28 protein-coding genes are annotated in these 25,799 nt (G+C 39.2%); 9 read left to right on the forward strand and 19 right to left on the reverse strand.

Translation table 11 applies throughout. The features are described 5' to 3' along the window. The first annotated feature begins 120 nt into the window (after positions 1–120). The gene (locus tag J536_RS20070) at positions 121–687 is read left to right on the forward strand and encodes a DUF2062 domain-containing protein (RefSeq protein WP_017401861.1); all 567 of its coding nucleotides are present in this window, start codon (positions 121–123) and stop codon (positions 685–687) included. Between the two features lie 32 nt (positions 688–719). Here J536_RS20070 and J536_RS20075 read toward each other — a convergent pair whose 3' ends face one another. The 3 genes from J536_RS20075 to J536_RS20085 form a co-directional block, all read right to left on the reverse strand. Next, entirely contained in the window at positions 720–1,592 is an 873-nt protein-coding gene (locus J536_RS20075) for a 5'-methylthioadenosine/S-adenosylhomocysteine nucleosidase (RefSeq protein WP_032056913.1), read from the reverse strand. A gap of 143 nt (positions 1,593–1,735) precedes the next feature. Then, positions 1,736–2,926, reverse strand: a complete 1,191-nt coding sequence (gene apbC / locus J536_RS20080) for an iron-sulfur cluster carrier protein ApbC (protein WP_032056914.1) — start codon at positions 2,924–2,926, stop codon at positions 1,736–1,738. Between the two features lie 145 nt (positions 2,927–3,071). Next, a complete protein-coding gene (locus tag J536_RS20085; RefSeq protein ID WP_032056915.1) occupies positions 3,072–3,572 on the reverse strand; it encodes a hypothetical protein in 501 nt (166 codons plus the stop codon). A gap of 285 nt (positions 3,573–3,857) precedes the next feature. On the opposite strand from J536_RS20085, the gene metG reads away from it, so the two are divergent. After that, positions 3,858–5,909 carry a methionine--tRNA ligase gene (metG, locus tag J536_RS20090; RefSeq protein ID WP_032063731.1) on the forward strand — a complete coding sequence of 684 codons (2,052 nt, stop codon included), beginning with the start codon at positions 3,858–3,860 and terminating at the stop codon, positions 5,907–5,909. Between the two features lie 82 nt (positions 5,910–5,991). Here metG and J536_RS20095 read toward each other — a convergent pair whose 3' ends face one another. From J536_RS20095 to J536_RS20100, 3 genes are all read right to left on the reverse strand, one after another. Next, positions 5,992–6,327 (reverse strand): hypothetical protein, encoded by a 336-nt coding sequence (locus tag J536_RS20095; RefSeq protein ID WP_017481292.1) that lies wholly within the window; start codon positions 6,325–6,327, stop codon positions 5,992–5,994. After that, on the reverse strand, positions 6,308–6,496 hold the full coding sequence (locus J536_RS26045; protein ID WP_005075219.1) for an NF038215 family lipoprotein: 189 nt from the start codon (positions 6,494–6,496) through the stop codon (positions 6,308–6,310). The genes J536_RS20095 and J536_RS26045 overlap by 20 nt, the downstream gene beginning before the upstream one ends. 162 nt (positions 6,497–6,658) lie before the next feature. Next, on the reverse strand, positions 6,659–7,282 hold the full coding sequence (locus tag J536_RS20100) for a LysE family translocator (RefSeq protein ID WP_005071049.1): 624 nt from the start codon (positions 7,280–7,282) through the stop codon (positions 6,659–6,661). A gap of 179 nt (positions 7,283–7,461) precedes the next feature. Between J536_RS20100 and J536_RS20105 the strand changes: the two genes are divergently transcribed. The 5 genes from J536_RS20105 to J536_RS20125 all read left to right on the forward strand — a co-directional run bounded on the left by J536_RS20105 (position 7,462) and on the right by J536_RS20125 (position 13,093). Beyond that, entirely contained in the window at positions 7,462–8,031 is a 570-nt protein-coding gene (locus J536_RS20105) for a TetR/AcrR family transcriptional regulator (RefSeq protein WP_002120318.1), read from the forward strand. Beyond that, positions 8,028–9,671 (forward strand): MFS transporter, encoded by a 1,644-nt coding sequence (locus J536_RS20110; protein WP_017481291.1) that lies wholly within the window; start codon positions 8,028–8,030, stop codon positions 9,669–9,671. The genes J536_RS20105 and J536_RS20110 overlap by 4 nt, the downstream gene beginning before the upstream one ends. Before the next feature lie 39 nt (positions 9,672–9,710). Continuing rightward, positions 9,711–10,829 carry an HlyD family secretion protein gene (locus tag J536_RS20115; protein WP_032063732.1) on the forward strand — a complete coding sequence of 373 codons (1,119 nt, stop codon included), beginning with the start codon at positions 9,711–9,713 and terminating at the stop codon, positions 10,827–10,829. A gap of 65 nt (positions 10,830–10,894) precedes the next feature. Beyond that, positions 10,895–11,776, forward strand: coding sequence for a 1-aminocyclopropane-1-carboxylate deaminase/D-cysteine desulfhydrase (locus J536_RS20120; RefSeq protein ID WP_002120010.1), 882 nt, complete (start codon positions 10,895–10,897; stop codon positions 11,774–11,776). 117 nt (positions 11,777–11,893) lie between these two features. After that, a complete protein-coding gene (locus J536_RS20125) occupies positions 11,894–13,093 on the forward strand; it encodes an NAD(P)/FAD-dependent oxidoreductase (protein ID WP_002120047.1) in 1,200 nt (399 codons plus the stop codon). A gap of 12 nt (positions 13,094–13,105) precedes the next feature. Here J536_RS20125 and J536_RS25450 read toward each other — a convergent pair whose 3' ends face one another. From J536_RS25450 to J536_RS20140, 3 genes are all read right to left on the reverse strand, one after another. Next, positions 13,106–13,276, reverse strand: coding sequence for a hypothetical protein (locus J536_RS25450; protein ID WP_017481288.1), 171 nt, complete (start codon positions 13,274–13,276; stop codon positions 13,106–13,108). A gap of 126 nt (positions 13,277–13,402) precedes the next feature. Further along, complete coding sequence (locus J536_RS20135; protein WP_032004295.1) at positions 13,403–15,106, reverse strand: mechanosensitive ion channel; 1,704 nt, start codon at positions 15,104–15,106, stop codon at positions 13,403–13,405. A 225-nt stretch (positions 15,107–15,331) separates the two neighbouring features. Beyond that, positions 15,332–15,559 carry a hypothetical protein gene (locus tag J536_RS20140; protein WP_002120072.1) on the reverse strand — a complete coding sequence of 76 codons (228 nt, stop codon included), beginning with the start codon at positions 15,557–15,559 and terminating at the stop codon, positions 15,332–15,334. A gap of 290 nt (positions 15,560–15,849) precedes the next feature. On the opposite strand from J536_RS20140, the gene J536_RS20145 reads away from it, so the two are divergent. Then, the gene (locus J536_RS20145; RefSeq protein WP_014205905.1) at positions 15,850–16,269 is read left to right on the forward strand and encodes a hypothetical protein; all 420 of its coding nucleotides are present in this window, start codon (positions 15,850–15,852) and stop codon (positions 16,267–16,269) included. A 48-nt stretch (positions 16,270–16,317) separates the two neighbouring features. Here the strand turns inward: J536_RS20145 and J536_RS20150 are convergent, their stop codons facing one another. Continuing rightward, positions 16,318–17,079, reverse strand: a complete 762-nt coding sequence (locus J536_RS20150) for a ferredoxin--NADP reductase (RefSeq protein WP_002120057.1) — start codon at positions 17,077–17,079, stop codon at positions 16,318–16,320. 86 nt (positions 17,080–17,165) lie between these two features. On the opposite strand from J536_RS20150, the gene gigC reads away from it, so the two are divergent. Next, complete coding sequence (gene gigC / locus J536_RS20155; protein WP_002120024.1) at positions 17,166–18,050, forward strand: LysR family transcriptional regulator GigC; 885 nt, start codon at positions 17,166–17,168, stop codon at positions 18,048–18,050. Positions 18,051–18,069: 19 nt separating this feature from the next. On the opposite strand, the gene J536_RS20160 is transcribed toward gigC, so the two are convergent. From J536_RS20160 to J536_RS20200, 9 genes are all read right to left on the reverse strand, one after another. Then, a complete protein-coding gene (locus J536_RS20160) occupies positions 18,070–18,363 on the reverse strand; it encodes a cold shock domain-containing protein (RefSeq protein WP_005803269.1) in 294 nt (97 codons plus the stop codon). Positions 18,364–18,479: 116 nt separating this feature from the next. Continuing rightward, positions 18,480–19,115 (reverse strand): uracil phosphoribosyltransferase, encoded by a 636-nt coding sequence (upp, locus tag J536_RS20165; protein WP_002120045.1) that lies wholly within the window; start codon positions 19,113–19,115, stop codon positions 18,480–18,482. Positions 19,116–19,215: 100 nt separating this feature from the next. Continuing rightward, the gene (gene nuoN, locus J536_RS20170) at positions 19,216–20,709 is read right to left on the reverse strand and encodes an NADH-quinone oxidoreductase subunit NuoN (protein WP_017481285.1); all 1,494 of its coding nucleotides are present in this window, start codon (positions 20,707–20,709) and stop codon (positions 19,216–19,218) included. Between the two features lie 2 nt (positions 20,710–20,711). After that, complete coding sequence (nuoM, locus tag J536_RS20175) at positions 20,712–22,310, reverse strand: NADH-quinone oxidoreductase subunit M (RefSeq protein ID WP_002120006.1); 1,599 nt, start codon at positions 22,308–22,310, stop codon at positions 20,712–20,714. Position 22,311: 1 nt separating this feature from the next. Further along, the gene (gene nuoL / locus J536_RS20180; protein ID WP_002120008.1) at positions 22,312–24,201 is read right to left on the reverse strand and encodes an NADH-quinone oxidoreductase subunit L; all 1,890 of its coding nucleotides are present in this window, start codon (positions 24,199–24,201) and stop codon (positions 22,312–22,314) included. Then, on the reverse strand, positions 24,198–24,506 hold the full coding sequence (gene nuoK / locus J536_RS20185; protein ID WP_000529822.1) for an NADH-quinone oxidoreductase subunit NuoK: 309 nt from the start codon (positions 24,504–24,506) through the stop codon (positions 24,198–24,200). Before nuoK ends, nuoL begins: the two co-directional genes overlap by 4 nt. Further along, entirely contained in the window at positions 24,506–25,024 is a 519-nt protein-coding gene (gene nuoJ / locus J536_RS20190) for an NADH-quinone oxidoreductase subunit J (RefSeq protein ID WP_014205902.1), read from the reverse strand. Before nuoJ ends, nuoK begins: the two co-directional genes overlap by 1 nt. Further along, positions 25,024–25,566 (reverse strand): NADH-quinone oxidoreductase subunit NuoI, encoded by a 543-nt coding sequence (nuoI, locus tag J536_RS20195; protein ID WP_002120012.1) that lies wholly within the window; start codon positions 25,564–25,566, stop codon positions 25,024–25,026. Before nuoI ends, nuoJ begins: the two co-directional genes overlap by 1 nt. Positions 25,567–25,584: 18 nt before the next feature. Further along, on the reverse strand, positions 25,585–25,799 hold a 215-nt coding region (locus J536_RS20200), incomplete at its 5' end, for an NADH-quinone oxidoreductase subunit H (protein WP_032063734.1).

Below are 25,799 nucleotides of genomic sequence, written 5' to 3' on the forward strand. Positions count from 1 at the left end.
AAAGTCTTTATAATAAAAAATATATAGCACTGGTAAGTTTAAATTTTAAGCTTTTAATAAGTTTCAATTCATATATTGTTTCTGATTTTTTATATAGAGCATCGCGCTTTACTACCCTTAATGATTATGGCAAAGCATTTTTTTCAATCTTGGCTTCCCTCCCCCGAGAAAGTTTCAAATATGAAATTTCTAAGGATTTTTGGTAAAAAGACTCTTAATCCTGTGCTTTGGTATGTCAATCGAAAATCAATTACCCGAGCTGTTTTTGTCGGAACTTTTTTTGGTTTACTGCCTATTCCTTTTCACAGCGTATTTATTGTGATGGCTGTATTACTATTCGAAGTAAATTTACCAATTAGCTTGATGCTCGCTTGGTTAAGTAACCCGCTTACATTAGTTCCTATTCTATATATCGGTTTTTGGTTCGGTGCTCATATTTTTCATGTGCATATGATTAACAAAGAAATGTTACTGGGTGTATTGCATCAGATTTCTCGTTGGATTACTCATTTCGGCCATGGCCATATTGATTTTAGTCTTGCGAAAATCTTGATGACTGGACTTGTTGTAGAAGCTTTTGTATTTGCTGTCATTTTATATATATGTACAGAAATTTTCTGGCGCTGGATGGTTGTTAAAAACTGGAAAAGTAGACATCGTCAAAAGAAGCAAGAAGAGGTTTTATAAAATTTTCACTCTTCTTGCATAAGTTTAAATCATTATTTCGGCAATTTTGATTTCATATATTCTTCAGCTACATTAAGTACATATTCTTGGCAAGCCTCTCCTGTACCAGGGTCATAAGCTCCATTATTGGTAATATTATTAGATAAGATTCGAATGCCTAAGAAAGGAACGTTAAATTGACTTGCGATTTGCGCAACAGATGCCGCTTCCATTTCTTCAACAGAAGTACCATAACGTTGATGGAAAAATTGAATACGATCTAGCTCATTATTCCAGACATCTGCTGAACCAATCGTTCCTTCAACCACATCACCTTTATCATAACGGACTTTATGTGCCGCCATTAACAACTCTTGGTCACCTTCAAATTTGCGTATTGCAATCGGCTCTGGGTCAGATTCACTTGTTGGCAAAACGTCAAAAGCCTCAACCCATGTGAGTGAGTTTGAACCACCACCCACTGGCTGTTTAGGTGTTCTAAATGCACCAATATTGGTTGTATATTTTCCTAAAACAATATCATAAACATGTAAGTCAGGATCATGTCCACCCGAGGTTCCCTGATTGATGATCGCAATTGGTTTATAGCGTTCAATCGCTAGAGCAGTTGATGCAGCAGAGTTACTCATACCCATGCGGGTTTTAGAAATAATCATTGGATAACCATTATAGGTCCCTTTCCAGAAGCTCCATCCACCAATGGTTTCAACAGTCTTATTTTCTAACTTTGAAGCCATTCTTTCCGACTCTACAGGTAAAGCACCCTGAATAATGATCGGCTGTAACTTCTGTTTTTGTTCCTGAAGTGTTGGTGTTTGTGAAGCAGATGAGTTGTCATCGTTACATCCAACTAAAAATAAAGCGCTACATAAACTGATTACGCCCAAACTATACTTAAATTGCATTTTTTAACCTTTCTTTTTAAAAAGTGTAAAGTAGCAATCTACATGCCAATTTCAAGTTCAGCTTTGTTATTAGGATTCAGTAATTTAATTTTTTATTTTAATCAGATGATAAAAAACCCGACTTAAAGCCGGGTTTTAATAAATTAGAAAATACGCTTATCATCACGTGTGCGTTGAGGGATTTTTTCAATCTGCTGCCAGACTGCTTTAGCAATCTCAATATAACTATCAGCCGCATCATCCATTGCCACAACACTCGGTTTACCCTGATCAGCATGTTCACGTATTTGAGCATTTAGAGGCAAACGGCCTAACAATGGAATATGGTATTGCTCGGAAAGCTTATCACCACCACCGATACCAAAAATTTGCTCTTCATGGCCACAGTTTGAGCAAATATGAGTCGACATGTTTTCGACAACACCTAATACGGGAATACCCACTTTATTAAATAACTTAATTCCTTTGGTGGCATCAAGCAAGGCAACATTTTGTGGAGTAGTCACAATGATGGAGCCTGTAACCGGAATACGCTGTGCAAGTGTCAGCTGAATATCACCAGTACCCGGCGGCATATCAATCATGAGTACATCTAGATCAGGCCAAAGCGTTTGATTAAACAGTTGCATTAAAGCCCCCGTTGCCTTTGGCCCACGCCACGCGACAGGTGTGTTGTTATCACCAGTTAAATGTCCAATCGATAACACGGCCATTCCATAGGCATCTAAAGGCACGAAATTTTCACTTTCAATAAGAGGTGTTTTGCCTGCATTGCCTAGCATTGTCGGGATACTTGGGCCATAGATATCGGCATCCAAAACTCCAACCTTAAGTCCCATTTTTTGCAAGGCAAGTGCCAAATTGACCGTAGTTGTCGATTTACCAACACCACCCTTTCCAGATGAAACTAAAATAACATTCTTAATGCGAGGGTGAAGAGGAACATCTCTTTGTTGCGGAGCGGCTTTTTGAATCGGTGGATTATTTGGATCTGGTTCTGATTTAGGTGAGGCGTCAAGTACAGGAGGTAAATTTGAACTTTCTTGTGTAGGGCGCTTTTGTTGAACCACGTGTAAATTAAGTTCTTCAATACCGCACTTTTCTAATGCACCCGCTAAATCATCATGGATTTGCTGCAAATGCTCTTTTTCATCAGGAAATGTATTAATCGTAAGTTGTAATACACGACCCTGAACTTGAAGCTGACTAATACGCTCCTTTAAAGCATCTTTTGAATCCGGTAATAAATAATTTTGGAGTACGGTTTGGATTTCATCTTCTTTCACCTCTTGTGCGGGTGAAAAAACGGACTTTAATGAAGAAAGCCAAGACATATTGTTTACTCCAAAAACAGATCATTACAGCTTAATGGAGATAGTGTAACAGTATTGCTCCGCACTCGCTCACCTTGGGATGAATAATTACTAACTTCACATCTCATCTTTTAGGTAAGGAGTGCAGATTTTAGTTTAAATCAGCTTATTCAGCAGAATCATGGTTCTTTAATTTATTGAGTTTATCGGTCGCAGTTTTCTTCAACTCATCAAGTTTTGCGGTTGCTTGCGTTTTCAACTCATCCAATTTTGTAGCAGCCTCTTCCTTTAATTCCGCAGCTTTGGCTTTAGCATCGTCAAGTTTATGAGCTGCTTCTGTACGCAAATGATCAAACTTATCTTGTAGACTATGCTGAACATCCTCAAGTTTACCTTTTAAATCAGTTGCTTTTTCTTCAAGAGCCTCTTTACCAGAAGCTTGTTTCTCTTTTACATTTTCCTTTAAATCGTCCAAAGCTTTTTCGCCTTGTACTTTCGCATCAGCTGCTTTTGCCTTTAATTGGTCTACCTTATCTTCAACTGCTTCTTTACCAGCAGCTTGCTTCTCTTTTACATTTTCCTTTAAATCGTCCAAAGCTTTTTCACCTTGTACTTTTGCATCAGCCGCTTTTGCCTTTAATTCATCTAATTTATTTTCTGTAGTCATCGTTGTTATCCTCATAGTTAATTAAAAAATTACCTGAAATAAGTTATTAGTTATACATCGTTATGGCTTATTTTCTGACCGTAACTGCAATTTGAAACAAAGACAATACAGGAAGATTCAAATATTTTTTGATTTATTTATCTGTTCTAAAGAGAAACCATGCCTGACCAAAATCCATTTTAATAGAAATCGCTTATGCCAAGCTGGAGATTATTAATCTTTGCTTATCTCCCTGCATCAGTTAAAATCTTCCACCTTATAAATACGAATGAGAGAATGAAATCCGTGCGTAAAATTTTAGTCACTAATGCCCTCCCTTATGCTAATGGTCCAATTCATATGGGTCATTTACTCGGTTACATCCAGGCAGATATCTGGGTTCGTGCCATGCGAGCAATGGGTCATGATGTGACTTATGTATGTGCGGATGATGCTCACGGTACAGCAATTATGCTACGTGCCGAAGCAAATGGTATTAGCCCAGAAGAGCAAATTGCGAATGTTCAAAAAGAACACATCCGTGATTTTGACGGTTTTGGTGTACATTTCGATCATTACGATTCAACGCATAGCGATGCAAACAAAGCACGTTCAACAGATATCTATATTAAAAACCGTGAAGCTGGAAATATTGCAGTTCGTCCTGTAACTCAATTATTTGACCCAGAAAAAGGGATGTTCTTGTCTGACCGTTTCATTAAAGGTACATGCCCAAAATGTAAATCAGAAGATCAATACGGCGACTCATGTGAAGTGTGCGGTACAACTTACAATGCAACTGAGCTACTTAACCCGCGTTCGACTTTAAGTGGTGCAACACCAGTTGAAAAATCATCAGATCACTATTTTTTCAAGCTTCCAAACTTCTCTGAATATTTACAAAAATGGACGCGTGATGAAGGTCGTTTACCTCTTTCAATTGCGAACAAGTTAGATGAATGGTTTGAAGCTGGTTTAGCAGACTGGGATATTTCTCGTGATGCACCATATTTTGGCTTTGAAATTCCAGACGCACCAAATAAATATTTCTACGTATGGGTAGATGCCCCAATTGGTTATATGTCTAGTTTTGAAAACTACATCAAAACTAAACGCCCAGATTTAAACTTTGATGATTTCTGGAAAAAAGACAGCCAAAACGATGTTTATCATTTTATTGGGAAAGACATTGTTTATTTCCATGCTTTATTCTGGCCTGCAATGCTTGAAGGTGCGAACTATCGCACTCCAACAGGCTTGTTTGTAAACGGTTTCTTGACTGTAAATGGACAAAAAATGTCTAAGTCACGTGGTACTTTCATTAAGGCTGAGACTTACTTACAGCATTTAAACCCAGAATATTTACGTTATTACTTTGCATCTAAGCTTTCAGATAAAGTTGAAGACTCTGACTTAAATCTTGATGACTTTGTTCAAAAAGTAAATTCAGACTTAGTCGGTAAAGTCGTTAATATTGCTAGCCGTTGTGCGAAATTCATCAACAGCAGCTTTAACAATACGTTATCTGCTCAATGTGCAGAAACTGATTTAGTACAAAGTTTTATTGATGCTGGCGATTCAATCGCTGCTGCATATGAAGCACGTGAATTCTCTACGGCGATCCGTGAAATTATGGCGCTAGCTGACCGTGCAAACCAATATATTGATGAGAAAAAGCCTTGGGCACTTGCTAAACAAGAAGGTCAAGAGCAACAAGTTCTTGACGTCTGCTCTGTGGGTATCAACTTATTCCGTCAACTCGCAGTGTACTTAGCTCCAGTTCTGCCAACTTTAGCTCAACAAGTTCAAGATTTCTTAAAACTTGAAAGCTTCGATTTCGAGTCACGCAAACAAATTCTTGTAAGCCATGAGATTGCGCAGTTCCAACCGCTTATGCAGCGTGTTGATCCAAAAGCTGTTGCAGCTATGGTTGATGCTTCTAAAGAGTCTTTAGGTGCTCCTGCTCCAGAAGCAATAAAAGCGGCAGTAAAAAAAGACAAAGCAGCGCCTACTCCAGCAGTTGGTGAAGCTGAAATTATCGGTATTGAAGATTTCTTAAAAGTTGACTTACGTGTTGCTCAGGTCATTGACGCAGGTACAGTTGAAGGTTCAGATAAACTACTACAACTTACTTTAGACGTTGGTGAAGCTGAACCACGCAATGTATTTAGTGGTATTCGTAGCCAATACACACCAGAAGACCTAAAAGGTAAATTGGTTGTTATGGTGGCTAACCTTGCACCACGAAAAATGCGTTTTGGTATTTCAAACGGCATGGTACTTGCTGCCGGAAATAGTGAAGGTATTTTCATTATTTCTCCAGACAGCGGTGCGAAACCTGGCGATAAAGTTTCTTAATCTGCTTTCAAAAAAAGCTCCCTAAATTGGGAGCTTTTTTATTTTTAAGGGCTTTGAATAGGTTTAAACAAAGCTTACTAAATTATGACCACGGCCACCCTTCGCAAGGGTTATTAAATAAAACGTGTATATTTCCCAACTCTTCATTTGTTAAATAGCCATTCTTATTTTCATCTAAATAATGAAATAGCTCTGTCTGCTTGTTTTCACCTTGAAAACGCTTATCACTCGGCCAGTTATAAGGATAAAAGTCTTCAACCCGTTGAAATTCTTTTAGGCTATACATGCCATCATGATTTAAATCATATTTTTCCTGAAAAAGCTCCCCATCTAAAGAAGCAGGCTCACATGCAATTACCATATTCAAAATACAGTAAGTTGCACATCCAGCAAGTAACTTAATAGTTAGATTGCTCATGATTATTCACTTGTATATCGGAAATTTTATAGTCCTTTTCGTGAACTGGAGAACCAGCAATACTCATGGCCCGCTCATTTGCCGGTTGTTGCTTACTCATCGTTCTCATCTCACATCCTGTAGTTAAGATGAGAAAAACTACAGAAATGCTCACCATTAGTTTTTTCATAACGTGATCCTCATTTCTTTTTGTTTTATTTATTAAGTTACCACTTTTAAAGTGTTTAAGTGCTAAAAAAGATATTTCAATTTGTATATATTTTACGCAAAAATAAAGCCAGACTATAAATAGCTGGCTTTGGATTTTTTAGATAATTTAATTAAAGACTTATCATTTGAAGAAAATTAACTTTAAGCCTAATACACTCACAATACTTCCAGCTACTCGGTCAACGGCAGTTTTTGCTTTTAAGTACATTGTTCTAGGCTTCTCTGAAGAGAGCAGCATTGCCACACATGAGTACCAACCCGCATCAATCATAAAACAAATCACTGGTAATGCGACATAGTAATAATTAGGGATTTCTTTTGGCAGTAAAGCCGTAAATACGCTGGCCAATACAACTGCGATTTTTGGATTACTTAACTGGGTAATTAAGCCATATCGATATGCCTGCTTATAGGTCATTTTCGATTTGCCATCGTTTTCCATCGCAATTGGTTCTTTAGCATGTTTAATAATTTTAAAAGCCAGCCAAAGTAAATATAGCCCACCACCAATTTTTAAAATTAGATAAGCAGAAGGCACCGCCAATAAAACTGCTTGCAATCCCATAACTGCTAATAGACCAAAAAGCGCTGCGCCTGTCCCCGTCCCTAAAGCGGTAAACAACCCATGTTTACGTGATTTAGAAATTGAATTTTGTGCAACATAAATAAAGCTTGGCCCAGGACTTATTGCTCCAAGCATCAATGCCATCGCAATTGAAAAAAGAGGAATAAGGGACTCAAACATTGTATTGACCTAGCATCATGCAATTGCGCGGTATTCTAACAGCTTTTTATGACACATATAAAAATGGCGAAGATATAAATGATGAAAATTGAATTTTCATGTTTTTACAATTTAAATCTTCACAACGGACAAAAATGTCCGTTAAATATATAACCTTTAGAACTCCCCAAACCGATGACATGAGTAAACGTCAAAAAATTGCAGCCCATAATCGGGATGAATTACTCAATGCAGCCGAAGAATGTTTTCGTATTCATGGTATTAATGTTCCCTTACAAGTTGTGATTGACCACGCTGGGGTCGGCAGAGCAACTTTTTACCGCAACTTTTGTGATCGAAAAGCTTTAATTAGTGCACTTTTAGAACGCGCGATTACACAGCTAGAGCAAAAAGCAGCTCATTTTCAACAATTCGAAGATGGTTTATTTCGTTTAATTGAAGGACATATTGGACAACTTCCCAAACTCGCAATTTTGCAAGATTTTTGGAGAGTGATTGATCGACAAGATCCAATTATGTTAAAAATTTATGAACGGCGAAATAATGCACTTAACCCACTGATTGAAAATGCGATAGAACAAAAATTGTGCCGAGCTGATCTGACCGCCGATGACTATGCAATGGTCACAGCAATGTTGGGTTCTTCATTTCAAGGACATGAGCCAGAAGAACAGACTCGCTTAGCAAAACGAGCAATTGAATTACTATTTCATGGTATTCAAATACAAAAAATTCGAGGGATAGAATGAGTAAAACGCCTCGTTATTTGGAAACACCACCCGACTGGACCCCAGAAGAGCAACCGACTTTACCTGGTTCACCAGCAGCTATTGAACACTCTGTACCTAAGCGGTTTATTTACTTTTTTATTGGTTTATTTATCGCCCTTTCGGCAAGCTTAAGTAATGGTTTTATTACGGCAAATTTACCTTTAATCCAAGGTGAGTATGGACTAACTCCTTCCGAAGCGGCTTGGTTGCCTGCTGCTTATGTCATGGCAAATGTCAGTTCAAACCTGATTTTATTTAAAGCCCGGCAACAGTATGGCCTAAGAGTATTTTCGGAAATAGGACTCGTGATTTTTATTGCAGTTCTGGTATTACATATTTTTGTGCATACTTATGAAATGGCCCTATTTGCGCGGGTTGTAGCTGGTTTAGCTGGTGCGCCATTAAGCTCACTAGGTATGTATTACACCATGCAAGCTTTTAAAAAAGCAGACATGGCAAAAGGTATATATATTGCCTTTGGTTTTCAGCAACTTGGCGTGCCGTTAGCTTGGATTATTTCTCCATTTCTCGTAAATACAGATAGTTGGTCTGTTCTATATACCTTTGAGCTCGGCTTAGCACTTTGTTGTTTAGCCATGGTCGTTTCATTGAAGTTACCACGTAGCTTAAGAATTTATGTTTTTGAGAAGCAAGATTTCTTTACCTTTGCTTTATTAGCGCCTGGCTTTGCCTGCTTATGTATTGTACTCACACAAGGTCCAATTTTATGGTGGTTTAACAGTGAATGGCTTGCTTACGTCTTAATTGCAGGTTTTAGCTTAGTTGTTCTTGGTTTGCTCTATGAGCACTATCGCGCCAATCCATTAATTATGACACGCTGGTTAGGCGCCGCTTCGACCCTACGCTTCATTTTTGGTGCTTTTGCTATTCGACTTTTAATGTCAGAACAAAGCTACGCAGCTGTTAACTTCTTAAAAACAATGGGGATGGGTCCAGACCAATTTGTTCCACTCTATGTGGTCATATTGATAGGGATTTTAAGCGGAACACTTTTTAGTGCACTGACTTTTTCACGCGAACGGATTATCTTCCACTTACTTTTTGCAGAATTTTTAATTTTAGTCGCATGTGGACTAGATTATCACTTAACCAGTGATGTCCGACCTGTGAACTTCTTTGCAAGTCAGTTTTTAGTAGGCTTTGCAGGTGGTTTATTTATTGGGCCATTGCTCCTGATTGGCTTTGCGCAAACTTTGGCTAAAGGTCCTTCGTATGTGGTGACTTTTATTGTGCTGTTCTCTGCAACTCAAACATTTGGCGGCCTTGTCGGGTCTTCATTCTTCTCGACCTATCAACAACACCGCACACAAAACTATCAAGTCGAGATTATTAAAGATTTGGAACAAGCAGATCCTCTAGTTGCTCAAAGGCTCTCTACATATCAACGCAGTGCATCAGTTACGACTACTGACCCAGCATTACAAACAGCCCAATCCATGCGCTCACTTAATCAAGTGGTCACTCGTGAAGCGCAAGTGCGTGCCTACAATGACGTTATTGCATTAAACGGTATTTTTGCTGTCGCACTACTCTTGTGGGGTGGTTTTAATATTGCACGAAGTAAATATCTACAACGTAGAGGAATTAGCCGTCCTTAACGGCTTCTTTATTGATGAAATAGAAATTGAGATTGATATATGTCAGATGATCAAAACAAACCAGAACAAGCTCCACCTCAAGCAGCTCCCGCTCCATCTAATGAACCGGCACCTGCGAGTAAACTGATTTCCACAAAACGCTCAACTTTATTATGGATGCTAGTTGTGCTCATTGTCGGTATTTTAGTGATTTTGTGGGCATGGAGAATCGGACCCTTCGCAACGAGCGTTCAGCAAACTGACAATAGTTATGTTAAAGGTAAAACAACGATTTTATCGTCGCAAATTAATGGCTATGTTAAAGATGTATTAGTTAAGGACTTTGACCACGTTAAAAAGGGTCAAGTATTAATGCATATTGATGCAACCACCTACGACCAAAAAGTAACGCAAGCGGCTTCTGGAGTTGAACAAGCTAAAAATACTTTAGCCAATCAGACACAGTCTATTGCTCAAAAACAAGCTGATATTGTGGCTGCACAAGCAAAAGTAGATCAAGTTAAAGCTCAATATGAACTTTCTTTAGCACAGATTAGACGATATCAACAGTTAGGTAATAGTGGCGCAGCTTCTAAATCTGAGCAAGATAAAGCCGCAGCAGATGCTGAAAATAACCTTGCAGCACTGAAGCAGGCAGAAGCCAATGTTTTAGTTGCCAAAGAAGCACTTAAAACGGCGCAGGTCGCGGAAGCTGGCTTAGAAGCACAAGTTTCCAGTGCTAAAGCACAACTAGATCAGGCACAAACTACCAAAGACTATAGTGTCATTGTTGCTCCAATGGATGGACAACTTGGTGAGGTGAACCCTCGTGTTGGGCAATATGTAGCAGCAGGGTCACAATTACTCTACCTCATTCCACAGCAAACTTGGGTGATTGCCAACTTTAAAGAAACCCAAATTGCCAATATGCGAATTGGGCAAAAAGCATGGTTTACAGTCGATGCGATGAAACACAAAAAATTTACAGGGCATGTTGAGCAGATCTCACCTGCTGCGGGTTCTGAGTTCAGTGTATTAAAGCCTGACAATGCAACAGGAAACTTTACCAAAGTGGTTCAACGAATTGCCGTACGCATTACCATTGATCCAAATCAAGAAGGAATAGAACACTTACGTCCTGGCATGTCAGTGATTACATCTGTCGATACAAGTTCGTAAACAGCTTTTTAAAGCTCTATTTAAAAAGCTACAATGTGATCAATCATTATTTTTCTCAATTTCTAATGTTTGATCACATTGCCCAACCTGTTTCCTATCAGCACATTGCCCCCCCCTCTTTAGTTCATCTCGACATTAAGCGATTAGATTTAGTTCATCCCCAAATTTCAGGCAATAAATTTTTCAAACTAAAATACAATCTGCTTGTCGCAAAACAACAAGGTTTATCGAGCATTTTGACTTTTGGAGGGGCCTATTCAAATCATATTGCCGCGACTGCCTATGCCGCTCATCTTTTTGGCTTAAAAAGTATTGGAATTATTCGTGGTGAAGAGTTAGCTGATAAGCCTCTTAATCCAACCTTAGCAAAAGCTCAAAGTTTAGGAATGTATCTACATTTTGTCTCACGCAATGAATATCGCTTACGAGATGATGCAAACTATCTTCAACAATTACGTCATCAATTTCCTGAAACTTTCATTATTCCTGAAGGCGGCACCAATGAATTGGCTGTTCAAGGTTGTCAGGAAATTCTGAGCCAAAGTGATTTAAATCAATATGATGTGATTTGCTGTGCAGTAGGAACTGGCGGAACGATTTCGGGGCTCATTGAAAGCAGTGGACTACACCAAAAAGTCTTAGGATTTTCGGCTTTAAAAGGTAACTTTTTACAACAAGAAATTCGGCAGTGGACCAAAAAACAGAACTGGTCTGTGACAGATGCATACTGCTGTGGTGGGTATGCAAAAACTTCACCCGAGTTATTGGCATTTATAGAAAGTTTTGAAGAGCAGCATGCGGTACCACTTGAACCGATCTATACGGGAAAGATGATGTTTGGTCTGTTTGATCTTATAAAGAATAATTACTTTTCTGAAGGAACTCGCATTCTGGCAATTCATTCTGGTGGTTTACAGGCAGATATAAGAAATAAATCACATCAATAACTAATTAGTTTTTAGTGCACATTACTTCGCATAGCAGTAAATGTCTTTAACATGACTAAGGCTCGGCATGATAGTATATGCCCCTTTTAAATTTTCACGATTAATCGAGAATCTCTTATGTCTAACAGTCATGTTGATGTCATTGTCTTAGGTGCAGGTGCTTCTGGACTCATGTTGGCTGCACATGCTGCTAAACGAGGACGCTCGGTTTTAATTTTAGAAAAAGCCAATAAAATTGGTAAAAAGATTTTAATGTCAGGCGGTGGTAAGTGTAACTTTACCAACCTGTATGTAGAGCCTGACAACTATATTTCTCATAATCCACACTTCGTTATTTCTGCCCTATCACGCTACAGCAACTGGGACTTTATCGGTTTGGTATGTGATTATAAAATTGCTTATGAAGAACGAAAACACGGGCAATTATTCACGCTAAACGGTGCTAAAGAAATTTTAGAGATGCTAGTGAGTGAATGTGATAAAACCAATAACGTTGATATCCAAACTCAATGTGAAGCTGTACAGATTGATCCATTAGAAAAAGGCGGTTTTACTGTACACACAAACCAAGGCCGATTTAGCTGTGAGTCATTAGTGGTTGCTACAGGTGGTTTATCCATTCCAACTTTGGGTGGTTCTGGATTTGGCTATGAACTGGCACAAAAATTTGGACATACGGTTTTCCCAACTCGCGCAGGGTTAGTCCCATTTACTTTTTCAGATCATATTAAAGAAGTCACTACACGCCTAAGTGGTAATGCTTTAGATGTGACTCTAAGTAACTCGAAGAATAGCTTTACTGAAGCATTATTGTTTACGCATCGTGGTTTGAGTGGTCCAAGTTCTTTACAGCTTTCAAACTATTGGAATACTGGTGAAAGTTTTAAAATTGACTTTTTCCCGAGCCAAGCTTTAGCAACTTATTTAAAAGATAAAAAGAAAGCCCAACCTAAAGTTTTATTGCGCACCCTTCTTAGTGAGTTTACTGCGAAAAGTATTATCCAAGAGCTACAACAACTTATATGGTCAGAGCAGAGCGAAACAGCGATTGGTAATATCAGTGATGCACAGCTAGACCATATTGCCGAACAGTTACACGGCTTTACTGTCAAACCATCAGGTACAGAAGGGTATCGTACTGCCGAAGTTACTTTAGGGGGAATTGATACAAGTGAAGTATCTTCCAAAACCATGGAAAGTAAAAAGCAAAAAGGATTGTTTTTTATTGGCGAAGTACTTGATGTGACTGGGCATTTAGGAGGCTATAACTTCCAATGGGCTTGGTCTTCCGCTTATGCAGCAGCACAATACGTTTAAATGATGAATAAGCTAATTTGAAGCTTTCGAATCATTTGAAGATTTTTCAGAATTACGTGTATGAGTTGTTGCCTGTTTTGATGAATTAGATTTGTTAAACACAAATTTATAAGCACTTGCTAAAAAACCTACCGTAATTCCCGCAATGACAATCGGTGCTAAAAAACGACTTGGTTTCTTCATCGTATTTTCCTCACTTATTTGTTTTTATAACGCTTAAAAAGAACGACCACTCAATATAGAGTGGTCGAACTTATCACAAAAATCAAAGATTTTTTGTACGGTTTATCTGAAAATTAGTTTTACTTACTAAATTTCGTCATTTTCTCCAGTAGATCCAAACGGTTTATTTACTGGTGGTTCTGCTGGATTTACTTGTGCAGAATCAGCTGGTTTTGCATCAGATGAAACAGTTGATGGTGAGGTTGTAGTCGTTGGTGCAACTGTAGATGTTGACGAACTCGTAGTTGCAGATGAGCTACCAGCAGATGGGCTGCTCGTTGTGGTAGTAGACGGTGGTTGATAAAGCGGATTCGGTTCATTCGCTTCTTTTTTAGCTTTATCTAACAAATCACTCAACAGTCTTTCTGCTGGTTGGCGACCACCTAAACCAAATGCAAGAGCGAAAGCAACTGCAACTGCGCCTAGAGTCAAACCAAAAGCAAGATTAACGATTGAATCTGCAATACCCATCGCTCTTAAACCAAGCGCAAGTACAAGACCAATAATTAACACACGAACTAAACTACCTAACCAACGCGAGCTATTATATTCGCCGCGTTGAACCACGTTCGCCACAACATTGGCAAGCCAGAAACCAATAACCAAGATTACAGCGCCCAATAGAATGTTTGCACCGAAATGGATAAACATTGCAATTAGACCACTAATTTGATCGAAACCAAGACGATCCGCAGCTTCAGAAACTGCAAATAGCATAGTAAAGAATACAATTAACCAGCCAACTGCGTTAGAAACTTTAGTTTGACCTAAAAAGCGTTGTACATCTAACTTTGCAGGAATTTCATCAACACCTGTACCTGCAATTAATTCGGCTACTAAGCGGCCAACAAAACGAGAAACAATATAAGCAACCAGTAGAATTAAACCAGCAGCAATAATGTTTGGAATCGCCTGCAAGATCTCATTGAGCATAGCTGTTGCTGGCTGAGAAATTGTCTCAATGCCTAAAGCTTCAAACGCTACAATCAATGTTGTAATAATGATGATTGCAAAAACAAATGAACCTAAGAATTTGCCTACATTAGAGCTTTTGAAAAGACCAATTTTTTCAGCTTGAGCCTGAACACCTAAGCTATTTACTAAACCTTCAACAATACCGCGTACAATTTTTGCCAAGATATAACCAACAAAAACGATAACACCAGCAATAAAGATATTTGGTAAGAATGCTACTGCATCATTTACCATATTTTGAACTGGAATCAGTAAGCCTGTTAATCCTAATATTGAAAGAACAATCGGAAGGAAAAGTAACAATACAAGCCAGTAAAGAATTTCACCAATATTCTGGCTAATTCCACCTACACCCACTTCACTGCTTAACTTATCGTCAAGTTGAGTTCGGGATAAAACATTGGTCCCCCCTGCTCGCACCAGTCGAGCAACGATCCAACCAATAAAACCCACCACAACAGCAGCAATAATATTTGGAATATAGACGAGTACCTGATTCACCATATTGCTGAACGGGCCACTTACTCCACTAATGTTAAGTACATTGAGAGCTGCGACAACAGCTAAGATTAGAATAAACCAGAATACGACTTTTGAAATAAGACCTTCTATGTTTGGAGCACGCCCAGTTGCTGAAGATAATTTTGCATTGGTATTTACTTTTTGCAGAAGTTTTTTTACACCTGCCGCAACTAATAAAGCGATTATCCAGCCAACCAGTAAGATGACGATTGCAGCTAAAATAGGATGAAACTGATCCCAGTAATACATCGCATCAAACTGAGCGCCGCGAGGCCCATCAAAAAATTCATTCATATTGTTATGTCCTCAATTGTTATGTTCTTTTCAGTGCCATCAATTATGAAAAACACTTTTCGTTGTTAAAAATGACGATAAATGCGGTCTATCTCACCTTATGTTTTGAATATTTTCTAATCAACACACTTCTGCATAAATACAACAAATTGATGCAAAAGGTTGCAAAAAAAGCCTTCAGGTCACATCCCAAAGGCTTTCTATAAAGATATACTGGTTAGCTTATTACCCTTTATAGATATTCAAATCTGAAGTACTCTTAATGACATGTGGTGTGACCTCATGTTGAAAAGCGGCTTCTTCTTTAGGTGTTTTGCTGTGATCAGCAACCATGTAGACGATGAGTGCAATAAGAAAAAGCCCAACAATAATTAAAATGTAAACTGGCAATCTTCTTTTTTTCGCAGTTTCTTCAGGACTCGTCACATGAGGTGGTTTTGAAAAATCATGCATCTTCTTTCCCCTCTTCTTTTATCATTAACTTTATAATCATCATAGCAATTTGGTTTGTTGCATTGTGTGAAAAAGCATTATGCTAAGGTGTCTGTGTTTGCAAAACTCTACTATTAAAATAATAAAAACAGTATAAAATTTAGGCAAAAATATTTAGCCATTAAAAAATAATGACAAGTTATGCTCGAGCTTCTTTAAGGTTCTATTTGTAATACAATATGTTTTAGCGCTTACTTTTTATAAAATAGGCTATAATAAGCCCCCTTGTTTTAAAGCTGCTCTATTTTATGATGTATCGTCAGCAAAACGTAACACTTGATCTCGACACTGACGTCACACATCAATGTTATATACATCAGACGAGAGACGAACATCTCATTGGTATTATTGAATTTAATAAACCAAGTTATGAACTCAAATGGGGTGATTTAGAGTATTTTCGTCGCCGTACTGAAGAATTTTCCGTCATGCCATTTCCTGACTGCATTAATGCCATGATTGTTGATATTCGTAATATCAATATTTTTCTAGACAATGATGTTCCGATTTTACCTTGGCGCTTACTAGAAGAAGACTGTCCTGTTCGCTTAGTCGTTCCACAAGATCGTTTGGAACATTATGCAGGTCTTTTTGAGCCAACTTGGCTTTCAACCGATGTAGACAGCGCAATTTCAGAAATTCGCGAATTTATGGATATGTTTGTCCACTAATAAACATATCCATAAAATTAATTATAAAGTTGTTTTCACCGCAATTTATTACCAGTAATTTTCTACCGCAATATTTCCCTCACCTCGACGGTTCATCGTCAAACCACGGCGTTTTAAAGCCTCTTTCGTGTCATCTACCATTTGCGGATTTCCGCAAAGCATGACGTGGCTTGTGGCAGGATTCAGCTCTATACCAGCAGATTTTTCTAATTCACCATTTTCAATTAGAATCGGCAAACGATCATGCAATGGCGCAGATGGATCTCGAGTAATAATCGGAATAAATTTAAATCCGTTATGTCCTTCCCCAAAAGTTTCAGCAATCTCTTGAATACGATCAACGTAAGCTAACTCAGCTGCGGTACGGACACTGTAGACCAAATTAATTTTTTGATATTTAGACCATGTATCGAAGTCTTGTAGCATCGATAAAAATGGAGCTAATCCTGTACCCGTTGCCAATAACCATAAATCATGGGGTAAAGGTTGTTGATAGCGAGCTAAAGTCAAATAACCATAAGGTATTTTTTCTAAATACAGCTCATCTCCTACCTTTAAATGTTGAAGATTTGACGTAAATGCACCGTCTGGTACTACAATCGAAAAAAACTCAAGCGTTTCATCAAATGGTGATGAGACTACCGAATAAGCACGAACAACGAGTTCCTCTCCAACTTTTAGCCCAATACGTGCGAATTGCCCAGCAGTAAATTTAAAATGTGCAGGGCGGGTCATGGTGAAACTAAAAAGAGTTGGAGTCCAGCGGTGTACAGATAAAACTTTTTCTACGCTAAATTTTTCAATTGACATGATTTCAACGTGGCATGAAATAGTGCGCTCATGTTAGCATGACAGCCGAAATAATGAATACTTTTAAACGTTAAGGCTTTTTAAACATGCGCATGACATTACGCCAGTTGGCTGTTTTTGTAGCAGTCGCTCAAGAAGGAACTGTCACCAAAGCGAGTGATGCGGTCAGACTGACGCAAAGTGCAGCAAGTATGGCTTTAGCCGATTTAGAGGATGGTCTTGGTGCTCCTCTATTTGATCGTTTAGGTAAACGATTACAGCTTAATGATTTAGGTCGTTTTCTATTGCCTCAAGCATTAGAAATATTAGGTCGCTGTGAAGCTTTTGAGCAAGCTGCAAAAGGTGAATTGCAAAGCATTGATTTACGTATTGGGGCCACTTTAACGATTAGTGATTACCTCATGCCAGATTTAATGGCAAACTTTTTACAGCATCACCCTAAAGCGCATTTGCAATTACAAGTGGGCAATACACGCCAAATGATTGAAGCAGTCAATCAATTCCAACTTGATTTAGCTTTAATTGAAGGCTCATGTCACTTACCTCAACTCCAATGTATTCATTGGCGTGATGATGAGCTTGCAGTTTGCTGCGCCCCAAATCACCCGTTAGCACGTTTAAATAGACCTCTAACAGCGCATGATTTTCTTCAAGTCGAATGGATTTTACGTGAAGAAGGCTCAGGAACGCGTGAAGTATTTGATAATGCGATATTGCAAGATCTGCCAGACGCGAATATTCGCTTAACCCTAGGTCACAATGAAGCAATTTTAAAAATCGTTGCTGGTGGTTTAGGTATGTCATGTATTTCTAAACTTGCCATTGAACCTTTAATTGAAAAGGGACAATTAGTAATTTTAGATACACCATTCTGGCAGCTTACCCGTCCGCTTTATATGCTGGTACACCGTCAAAAATATCAGGGTCCAGGTCTCAAAGCATTCTTACAATTCTGTGAAGATCAGGTTTAAAACCTGATCTTTTCATTGATTAGCGTCGAAAATTTGATAGCAATTCGCTTGTGATCGCTTTATTGTGATCTGCAATTTTATTTTTCTTGGTTTTCGCAGGATTCGGGTCAACACGCTCAATTTTGATCGCTTTAAATTTGCCCTGATTATCTGCGGCAAGAAATCTCACTTTTTCATTTCTTTTCGGTTCGCCCTCTGATGCAGGGAAATCAGAAATATGAAAGAAAATATCTCCTTCAGTAGTTTCAATAAAACCAAAACCTTTATCAGGGTTATATTGTTTTACCCATCCAGTATAAAACTCTTGCTTCATGATCTTTCCCCTACTTTTCCAATCCAGTCGTTGCAGTAAATAAAAAAGAGACTCACGATTCCGTTTTTAAAATTATACGGTTGAATGAAGTCTCTTTTTATTACGATTTCAAAAAATTAATCTTTTTGTACACTACCAAAAATTTTATCGCCAGCATCGCCCAAGCCAGGAACAATATAACCTTGTTCATTTAAGCCATTATCAATAGATGCCGTATAAATTTGCACATCCGGATGAGCCGCTTCAACTTTAGCAACGCCTTCAGGTGCAGCAACCAACACCATAACACGGATATCTTTACAACCACTTGCCTTTAACACATCAATAGCAGCAACTAACGAATTACCCGTTGCTAACATTGGGTCAATAATCATCGCAAGACGATTAGCCACATCCGGAACTAATTTTTTATAATACGTGCGAACTTCTAGTGTTTCTTCATTACGCTCAAGACCTAAAACACTCACCTTTGCACTTGGAATCAGATTAAGTACACCATCCAACATACCAATTCCGGCACGTAAAATCGGTACAATTGTTATTTTTTTACCAGCAATACGCTGAGTAGTAACAGTTCCAGCCCATCCATCAATTTCACAATCCACAACTGGCAAATCTTTTGTTGCTTCATAAGTCAACAACATAGTCACTTCCTGAGCAAGCTCACGGAAATTTTTAGTACTGATGTCAGCACGGCGTAACAAGCCTAATTTATGACGAATAAGTGGGTGACGAATTTCTTGAATGGCCACAGATGTTACCTAAAAATATAAAAACGTATTTATTATAATCTTTTTTTAACGCTCAATAAAAAAAAGCCTCCAGATTTGGAGGCTTTTTTGTACACCAGAATTACTGTTGTGAAAGCATGAAATGTAATGGAGATAAAATTTCTGCTTTTAGTGCCAAATTAATCATTGGATCTGGGTAAACACCCAAAATAATAACTAATGCAGCAGCAGCCAATACCATTAAACCACCCACTTTTTGTCCCCAATGAGCATCTGCATCAATACGAGGAGTTTCCGGTGGTGTCATGTACATTACAACCATCACACGTAAGTAATAGTACAAACCGATACCACTACCCACAATAATCATTGCAGCTAAGAACCAGTGTTGAGTTGTTACAGCAGCCATTACCACCAAGAACTTACCAATGAAGCCTGCTGTTAATGGGATACCAGCCAAAGACAACATCATGACTGTTAAAGTTGCTGTAAGTACTGGACGACGCCAGAACAAACCACGGTAGTCTGCAAGGCTTTGTGCTTCATCTACGTTGTTATATGGGCTAGACATTAACGCTACTGCACCAAAGGCACCAATAGTTGTTAATACATAAGACACTACATATACAGTTACGCTACCCAAGCTCGCATAAGTCATGCTAATTAAAGCAATTAACAAATAACCAAAGTGAGCAATAGATGAATAACCAAGAATACGTTTTAAGTTAACTTGACGAACAGCGAGTAAGTTACCAACTAAAATCGACAATACAGCAATGATCGTCAAAATAGTTACTAACGAGTTCACCATCATTGCGCCTGAAGCAAGCATATAGCGCACGAACAAACCAATTGTTGCAACTTTAGCAGCAGTCGCTAAGAAAGTTGCCATTGGCGCTGGTGCACCTGCATATACATCCGGTGTCCATTTATGGAACGGCGCAAGCGACAATTTAAATGCAACAGCAAAGATAATAAGTGCTAAACCTAATAACACCATTGGCTGTTTGATTGCTTCAAATAATGCTTGTACAGAATCATAGAATGAAAGTGAACCTGTATATGCATAGATATATGCCATACCCATCAACAACATTGCAGAAGCTGTCGCTGAAAGTACAAGGTACTTAATACCCGCTTCAAGTGAGTTACTACGTTGATAAGTATAAGCAAGTAAGCCATATACAGGAATCGACATTAACTCAAGGCTAATGAAGAATGATGCATAGTGAGAGCTTGCAACCATCAACATTGCACCTGCTACTGAAGCAAGTAACAAAAGGTATAACTCTTCGCGGTTGTCTTTATAAGTTTCGATGTAAGCATGAGACAAAGTACAACATGCCAATGCCGCAATCAAAATCATAAATTGATAGAACATGGTAAATGGATCAACCATAAACATGCCCATCACATTTGCCGGTACAAACTTACCGCCAAATACTGAAAATAAAATATAAAGTGCAGCAAGGTTTAAACCGACAACAGAAGCTGTTGCGATTAAATTATGATTACGCTTAATTGAAATTAACAACATGACGACGATTGTTGTCAAAGCAACAATCATCACCGGAGCTAAAGGCATAAGCGTAGAAAATGATACTGTGAAGTTCATGATTATTGGATCTCCACATGGTCAAGTTGAGTAGCTGTTTGCTGAACAGTTTCAACGACTTCTTGTACTGGCACATAACTATTGACCAACCACTGCATGCTTGAATGAGATACATCCAAGAATGTTTGTGGGTAGATACCAAGCCAAACGAGACCAATCGCACAAATCATCAAAATACCAACTTCACGAGCAGATAAGTCTTTCAATGGACTAGTGTAATGTTGCTTTTGTTCAGGATTTGGTTCACCAAATAAAGCACGGTGAATCAAGATCAAGCCATATAAACCTGCAAATACAAGGCTGATAGAAGCAAGAATCGTGAAGACAGGATATTTATTAAATGAACCCATCAAAATCAGGAATTCACCAATAAAGTTACCTAAACCTGGTACACCGACAAGAGCAGCAACGAAGAACATCAAGAAAAATGGCAAGTACTGGAGCTGGCCACGAAGACCACCCATTAAACGTAAATCACGTGTATGTAAACGTTCATAGATTTGACCCGACATAATGAACAATGCAGCTGATGACAAACCATGTGCCAACATCATGATCATTAGACCTTGGAAGGTCAAAATATTACCAGCATAGATTGCAAGTAAGATAAAGCCCATGTGTGAAATCGATGTATACGCAAGTAAACGTTTCATGTCAGTTTGCTGGTAAGCACACCATGCGCCGTAGAAAATACCAATCAAACCGAAAATAATCGCAATGTCTGCAAACTGTGCAGAAGCTGTCGGGAAGAATGGAATAACAAAACGAAGCAAGCCATACGCAGCTGTTTTAATCAAGATACCCGCTAAGTCTACAGAACCTGCTGTAGGAGCTTGAGCATGCGCATCTGGCAACCAACCATGTAATGGGAATACTGGTAACTTCACCGCAAAACCGATGAAGAAACAGATCATGAAACCGTAAGCTAAGCCTGCAGGTAAGTGGTTAGCTACAGCTAATAAATAGTTGTAATCAAAACCGATCATGCCTGTCATCATGTAGCCATAAACTACAAGACCTAGGATACCGATTAACATCACTAGACCGGCAATCTGCGTGTAAAGGAAGAACTTAGTAGCAGCGTAAACACGTGAACGACCGTTTGAACCTTTATGACCCCATAACGCAATCAAGAAGTAAATTGGTACAAGCATCATCTCCCAGAAGAAGAAGAACAAGAACAAGTCAATCGCTAAGAATACACCGATAACGCCACCTAAACTCCATAATAGGTTTAAGTGGAAGAAACCAACGTTCTTTTGAATCTCACCCCATGAACAACCAACAGCAAGTACACCAAGTAACGCTGTTAATAACACCATGAGTAAAGATAAACCATCCACAGCTAAGTGAATGCCAATACCGAGTGATTGAATCCACGGTAAATAGAACTCAGCAGACCAAGTTGGGATTTTAGAACCCAACTCGTAGCTATAAGTTCCACTTTGCCAAAGTGCAAGACCTAAGCCCAAAGTAATGAGCATACCAATTAAGGCAATCCAGCGTGGCAAAGTTTTGTCGAGCTTATCGACTAACCAACAAATAAAACCGGCAATGAACGGAACAAGGATCAGCGCGGGTAAAATTAAATTGTTTTCCATTTTATTTCCCCACTACCTGAATAACGATCAAGATCATCAATAACACCACTACACCGAGTGACATGCTTGATGCGTATTCACGCAATGAACCTGTTTGACGTGAGCTTGTAAAACTATTTCCGCCTTTCACGAGTGCAGGAAGAACTAACCACAAACCGTCAATCGGATCACGGCCAAAGATTTTGGCGAAGAATAAATAAGGTTTAACAAAAACGATGTCATACAATGCATCAAAACCAAAAGCGGTACGGCAAATATGTGCCAAACCTGAACCCAAACTTGTTTGAGCGAATGATTTCACTGCACCATAAGCAAATGTAAATAATGCTATACCAACAACTAGACCAACTAGTGCAATACCTACTGCTAAGTGCTCTGCCCCATGCATGCCCTCTACAAATTGTTCAGCGACATGGAATTCAGGGATTTTTGCAGTATTCAGAATACCTGCTACCGGTGCTTTTAATACCGCACCAACAAAAGTAGACAATACAGCTAAAATACCCAATGGAGCCCAGTAAGTTGCACCTTTAATTTCATGGTAAGGCGTGTTTTCTTGACCAAAGAATACAACCCAGATTAAACGGAATGTATAGATTGAAGTCAGGAATGCACCTGCTACACCCACCCAATATAAGGTGTGATATAAAGCAACTGATTGACCTTGTACCCAAACTTCACCAAGAATCGCATCTTTAGAGAAGAAGCCAATTGTTAAGAATGGAATAGCTGCTAATGCACCGCCACCAATCGCGAAACAAGCAAACAGGAATTTGTTACGTTTGAACAAACCACCCATTTTGAAGATGTTTTGCTCGTGGTGGTAAGCCAAAATCACCGCACCAGAAGACAAGAATAATAATGCCTTAAAGAATGCGTGAGCCAACATGTGGAACAAGCCAGCTTGATAAGCTTCCGCACCTACAGCCATAAACATATAGCCAAGCTGACTCATTGTTGAGTAAGCCAAGATACGTTTGATATCTGTTTGAACGAGTGCAGCAAAACCTGCAACTAACAAAGTTACCGCGCCAGTTACCGAAATGAATTGCATCACTTCAGGAGCAAGTTCAAATACGCTGAATAGACGGCAGCATAAGTACACACCAGCCGTTACCATTGTTGCTGCGTGGATTAATGCAGAAACAGGTGTTGGACCTGCCATCGCATCTGCCAACCATGTTTGCAATGGAATTTGAGCAGACTTACCAGCAGCACCCAAGAACAACATTAATGCAGTCCAGATTGTAAGTGACGAACTCTTCGTCATTACTTCTGCTGCGTGTTCAACGATGTACTGAGTATTCAGCGTACCAAATTGTTGGTAAAGCAAGAATAAAGCAATAAGCAAGAATACGTCACCAACGCGGGTCACTGTAAACGCTTTGATCGCAGCCCAACCATTTGCAGGGTTTGCATAATAGAAACCGATTAGCAAGTAAGAGCAAAGACCTACGCCTTCCCAACCCAAGAATAACAACGCCAAGTTGTCACCCAATACAAGCACAAGCATGCTTGCAACAAACAGGTTGAAATAAGAGAAGAAACGCGCATAGCCCTCTTCACCACGCATGTACCATGATGCAAAGATGTGGATTAAGAAACCAACACCCGTGATCATGCCCATCATGAGTAAAGATAAGCCATCTAAATGTAAGCTAATGCCCGGCGCAAAACCGCCAACATTGAACCATGTCCACAAGTTTTGAACAAAAACTTGCTGACCACTCGTAGTAAATGCCATTCCAGCAATGAGTGCAAATAATGCAGATAAACCTACAGAACCTACACCAATAACAGCTGCAACATTTTCAGAGAGTTTGTCTCGTCCTGCCGCCAATAAAATAAAACCGATTAGCGGAAATAATACTGTTAAATATAAATAACTCATCCGCGCATCTCACTAGCAGCATCCACATCCAAATGATGGAAGCGATGATAGAACTGAAGGACAATCGCAAGACCGATACATGCCTCTGCTGCTGCAAGGGTCAAAATCAAGATGAACATCACTTGCCCATCTGGTTGTGCCCATACGCTACCCGCAAGAACAAATGCCAATGCTGCAGCATTCATCATGATTTCAAGGCTCATTAACATAAATAATAGGTTGCGTCGCACCATTACACCGTAAAAACCGAGTGCAAAAAGGATGGTTGCAACAATCAAACCATGTTCTAAAGGAATCTGGCCCATTATTCTTTTTCCTCTTCTGCACCTGGTTCACGTTTACCTAAGTGGTATGCTGCAACAAGGGCTGCTAGCAATAACATCGCGGCAACTTCAACCAATAATAAATAGTGAGTAAAGAGTGCTTGACCAACTACTTTTGGTCCAATCACTTGTGCCCCAAGTGGTGCTGAAATAGTGGTGTATTCACCACCAAGCATCCAAACTAAAAGCAAGCCGAGTAAGAAACTCATGAGTGCTGGATATGCCCAAGCATCTGAAGAAAGCCATTTGCGTTCTTGTTCAACGGTGTGTTGACCTAAGTTAAGCATCATCACCACGAAGACAAATAGAACCATAATTGCTCCGGCATAAACGATGATTTCAAGAGCACCTGCAAAAGGCGCCCCCACGATCATGAAAATACCAGCAACAGCAAGCAATGAAACAATTAGACTAAGTAGAGCGTGTACAGGGTTCGTGTTAGTCACTACACGAACCGTAGAAACGATGGCCACGAGTGCCATCAAATAAAACGGCCACATCATGGTAATAGACTCCGTACATCGATTGGTGCACTTTCTTTTTGTGCTTGACCTTTCTCTTTACCGTTAATTGCCATACCCGTTACACGGTAGAAGTTGTAATCTGGGTATTTGCCCGGACCTGAAATGAGTAAGTTTTCTTTCTCATAAACAAGGTCTTGACGTACATATTCGCCTAACTCGAAGTCTGGTGTGAGCTGAATCGCAGTTGTTGGACAAGCTTCTTCACACATACCGCAGAAAATACAACGTGAGAAGTTAATACGGAAAAACTCCGGGTACCAACGACCATCTTCTGTTTCTGCTTTTTGTAGTGAGATACAGCCAACCGGACATGCAACCGCACATAGGTTACATGCTACGCAACGCTCTTCCCCATCAGGGTCACGCGTTAATACGATACGACCACGAAAGCGTGGCGGCACAATCTGTTCAGCCGGAACTTCTGGATATAAAATCGTGTCACGTTTACGCGTTGCATGGCTAAACACCATGAGTAACGTACGTACAATTGATCCGAATCCAGCTAGAAATTTATACATTTTGTACTCCCTGCTGTCCTAGGCCTGATTCATCAGAATCACAGCACCAGTCACTAACAAGTTGACCAACGCCAATGGCAAACAAATTTTCCAACCAAAGTTCATGACTTGGTCATAACGCGGACGCATTAAAGAACCACGTGCCAATACAAACATCATTACAAAGAATGCTGTTTTAATCACAAACCAGAATACTGGTGGAACAAATGGAATTTCTAAATTGAATGGCGTTA

The organism is Acinetobacter sp. 809848, assembly GCF_000581275.1.
Classification (GTDB): Bacteria; Pseudomonadota; Gammaproteobacteria; order Pseudomonadales; family Moraxellaceae; genus Acinetobacter; species Acinetobacter pittii.

What these genes read in the sequence shown, in the direction of transcription:
- nuoN (WP_017481285.1), bottom strand. Translation starts at nt 20,709, where the DNA reads ATGAACTTCACAGTATCATTTTCTACGCTTATGCCTTTAGCTCCGGTG.
- J536_RS20100 (WP_005071049.1), bottom strand. Translation starts at nt 7,282, where the DNA reads ATGTTTGAGTCCCTTATTCCTCTTTTTTCAATTGCGATGGCATTGATG.
- J536_RS20120 (WP_002120010.1), top strand. Translation starts at nt 10,895, where the DNA reads ATGTTTGATCACATTGCCCAACCTGTTTCCTATCAGCACATTGCCCCC.
- J536_RS20140 (WP_002120072.1), bottom strand. Translation starts at nt 15,559, where the DNA reads ATGCATGATTTTTCAAAACCACCTCATGTGACGAGTCCTGAAGAAACT.
- nuoI (WP_002120012.1), bottom strand. Translation starts at nt 25,566, where the DNA reads ATGTATAAATTTCTAGCTGGATTCGGATCAATTGTACGTACGTTACTC.
- J536_RS20150 (WP_002120057.1), bottom strand. Translation starts at nt 17,079, where the DNA reads ATGTCAATTGAAAAATTTAGCGTAGAAAAAGTTTTATCTGTACACCGC.
- nuoJ (WP_014205902.1), bottom strand. Translation starts at nt 25,024, where the DNA reads ATGTGGCCGTTTTATTTGATGGCACTCGTGGCCATCGTTTCTACGGTT.
- J536_RS20105 (WP_002120318.1), top strand. Translation starts at nt 7,462, where the DNA reads ATGAGTAAACGTCAAAAAATTGCAGCCCATAATCGGGATGAATTACTC.
- J536_RS20110 (WP_017481291.1), top strand. Translation starts at nt 8,028, where the DNA reads ATGAGTAAAACGCCTCGTTATTTGGAAACACCACCCGACTGGACCCCA.
- J536_RS20135 (WP_032004295.1), bottom strand. Translation starts at nt 15,106, where the DNA reads ATGAATGAATTTTTTGATGGGCCTCGCGGCGCTCAGTTTGATGCGATG.
- J536_RS20070 (WP_017401861.1), top strand. Translation starts at nt 121, where the DNA reads ATGATTATGGCAAAGCATTTTTTTCAATCTTGGCTTCCCTCCCCCGAG.
- apbC (WP_032056914.1), bottom strand. Translation starts at nt 2,926, where the DNA reads ATGTCTTGGCTTTCTTCATTAAAGTCCGTTTTTTCACCCGCACAAGAG.
- J536_RS20095 (WP_017481292.1), bottom strand. Translation starts at nt 6,327, where the DNA reads ATGAGCAATCTAACTATTAAGTTACTTGCTGGATGTGCAACTTACTGT.
- J536_RS20085 (WP_032056915.1), bottom strand. Translation starts at nt 3,572, where the DNA reads ATGACTACAGAAAATAAATTAGATGAATTAAAGGCAAAAGCGGCTGAT.
- J536_RS20115 (WP_032063732.1), top strand. Translation starts at nt 9,711, where the DNA reads ATGTCAGATGATCAAAACAAACCAGAACAAGCTCCACCTCAAGCAGCT.
- nuoM (WP_002120006.1), bottom strand. Translation starts at nt 22,310, where the DNA reads ATGGAAAACAATTTAATTTTACCCGCGCTGATCCTTGTTCCGTTCATT.
- J536_RS20075 (WP_032056913.1), bottom strand. Translation starts at nt 1,592, where the DNA reads ATGCAATTTAAGTATAGTTTGGGCGTAATCAGTTTATGTAGCGCTTTA.
- J536_RS26045 (WP_005075219.1), bottom strand. Translation starts at nt 6,496, where the DNA reads ATGAAAAAACTAATGGTGAGCATTTCTGTAGTTTTTCTCATCTTAACT.
- gigC (WP_002120024.1), top strand. Translation starts at nt 17,166, where the DNA reads ATGCGCATGACATTACGCCAGTTGGCTGTTTTTGTAGCAGTCGCTCAA.
- J536_RS20125 (WP_002120047.1), top strand. Translation starts at nt 11,894, where the DNA reads ATGTCTAACAGTCATGTTGATGTCATTGTCTTAGGTGCAGGTGCTTCT.
- nuoK (WP_000529822.1), bottom strand. Translation starts at nt 24,506, where the DNA reads ATGGGCCAGATTCCTTTAGAACATGGTTTGATTGTTGCAACCATCCTT.
- J536_RS20145 (WP_014205905.1), top strand. Translation starts at nt 15,850, where the DNA reads ATGTATCGTCAGCAAAACGTAACACTTGATCTCGACACTGACGTCACA.
- J536_RS25450 (WP_017481288.1), bottom strand. Translation starts at nt 13,276, where the DNA reads ATGAAGAAACCAAGTCGTTTTTTAGCACCGATTGTCATTGCGGGAATT.
- J536_RS20160 (WP_005803269.1), bottom strand. Translation starts at nt 18,363, where the DNA reads ATGAAGCAAGAGTTTTATACTGGATGGGTAAAACAATATAACCCTGAT.
- nuoL (WP_002120008.1), bottom strand. Translation starts at nt 24,201, where the DNA reads ATGAGTTATTTATATTTAACAGTATTATTTCCGCTAATCGGTTTTATT.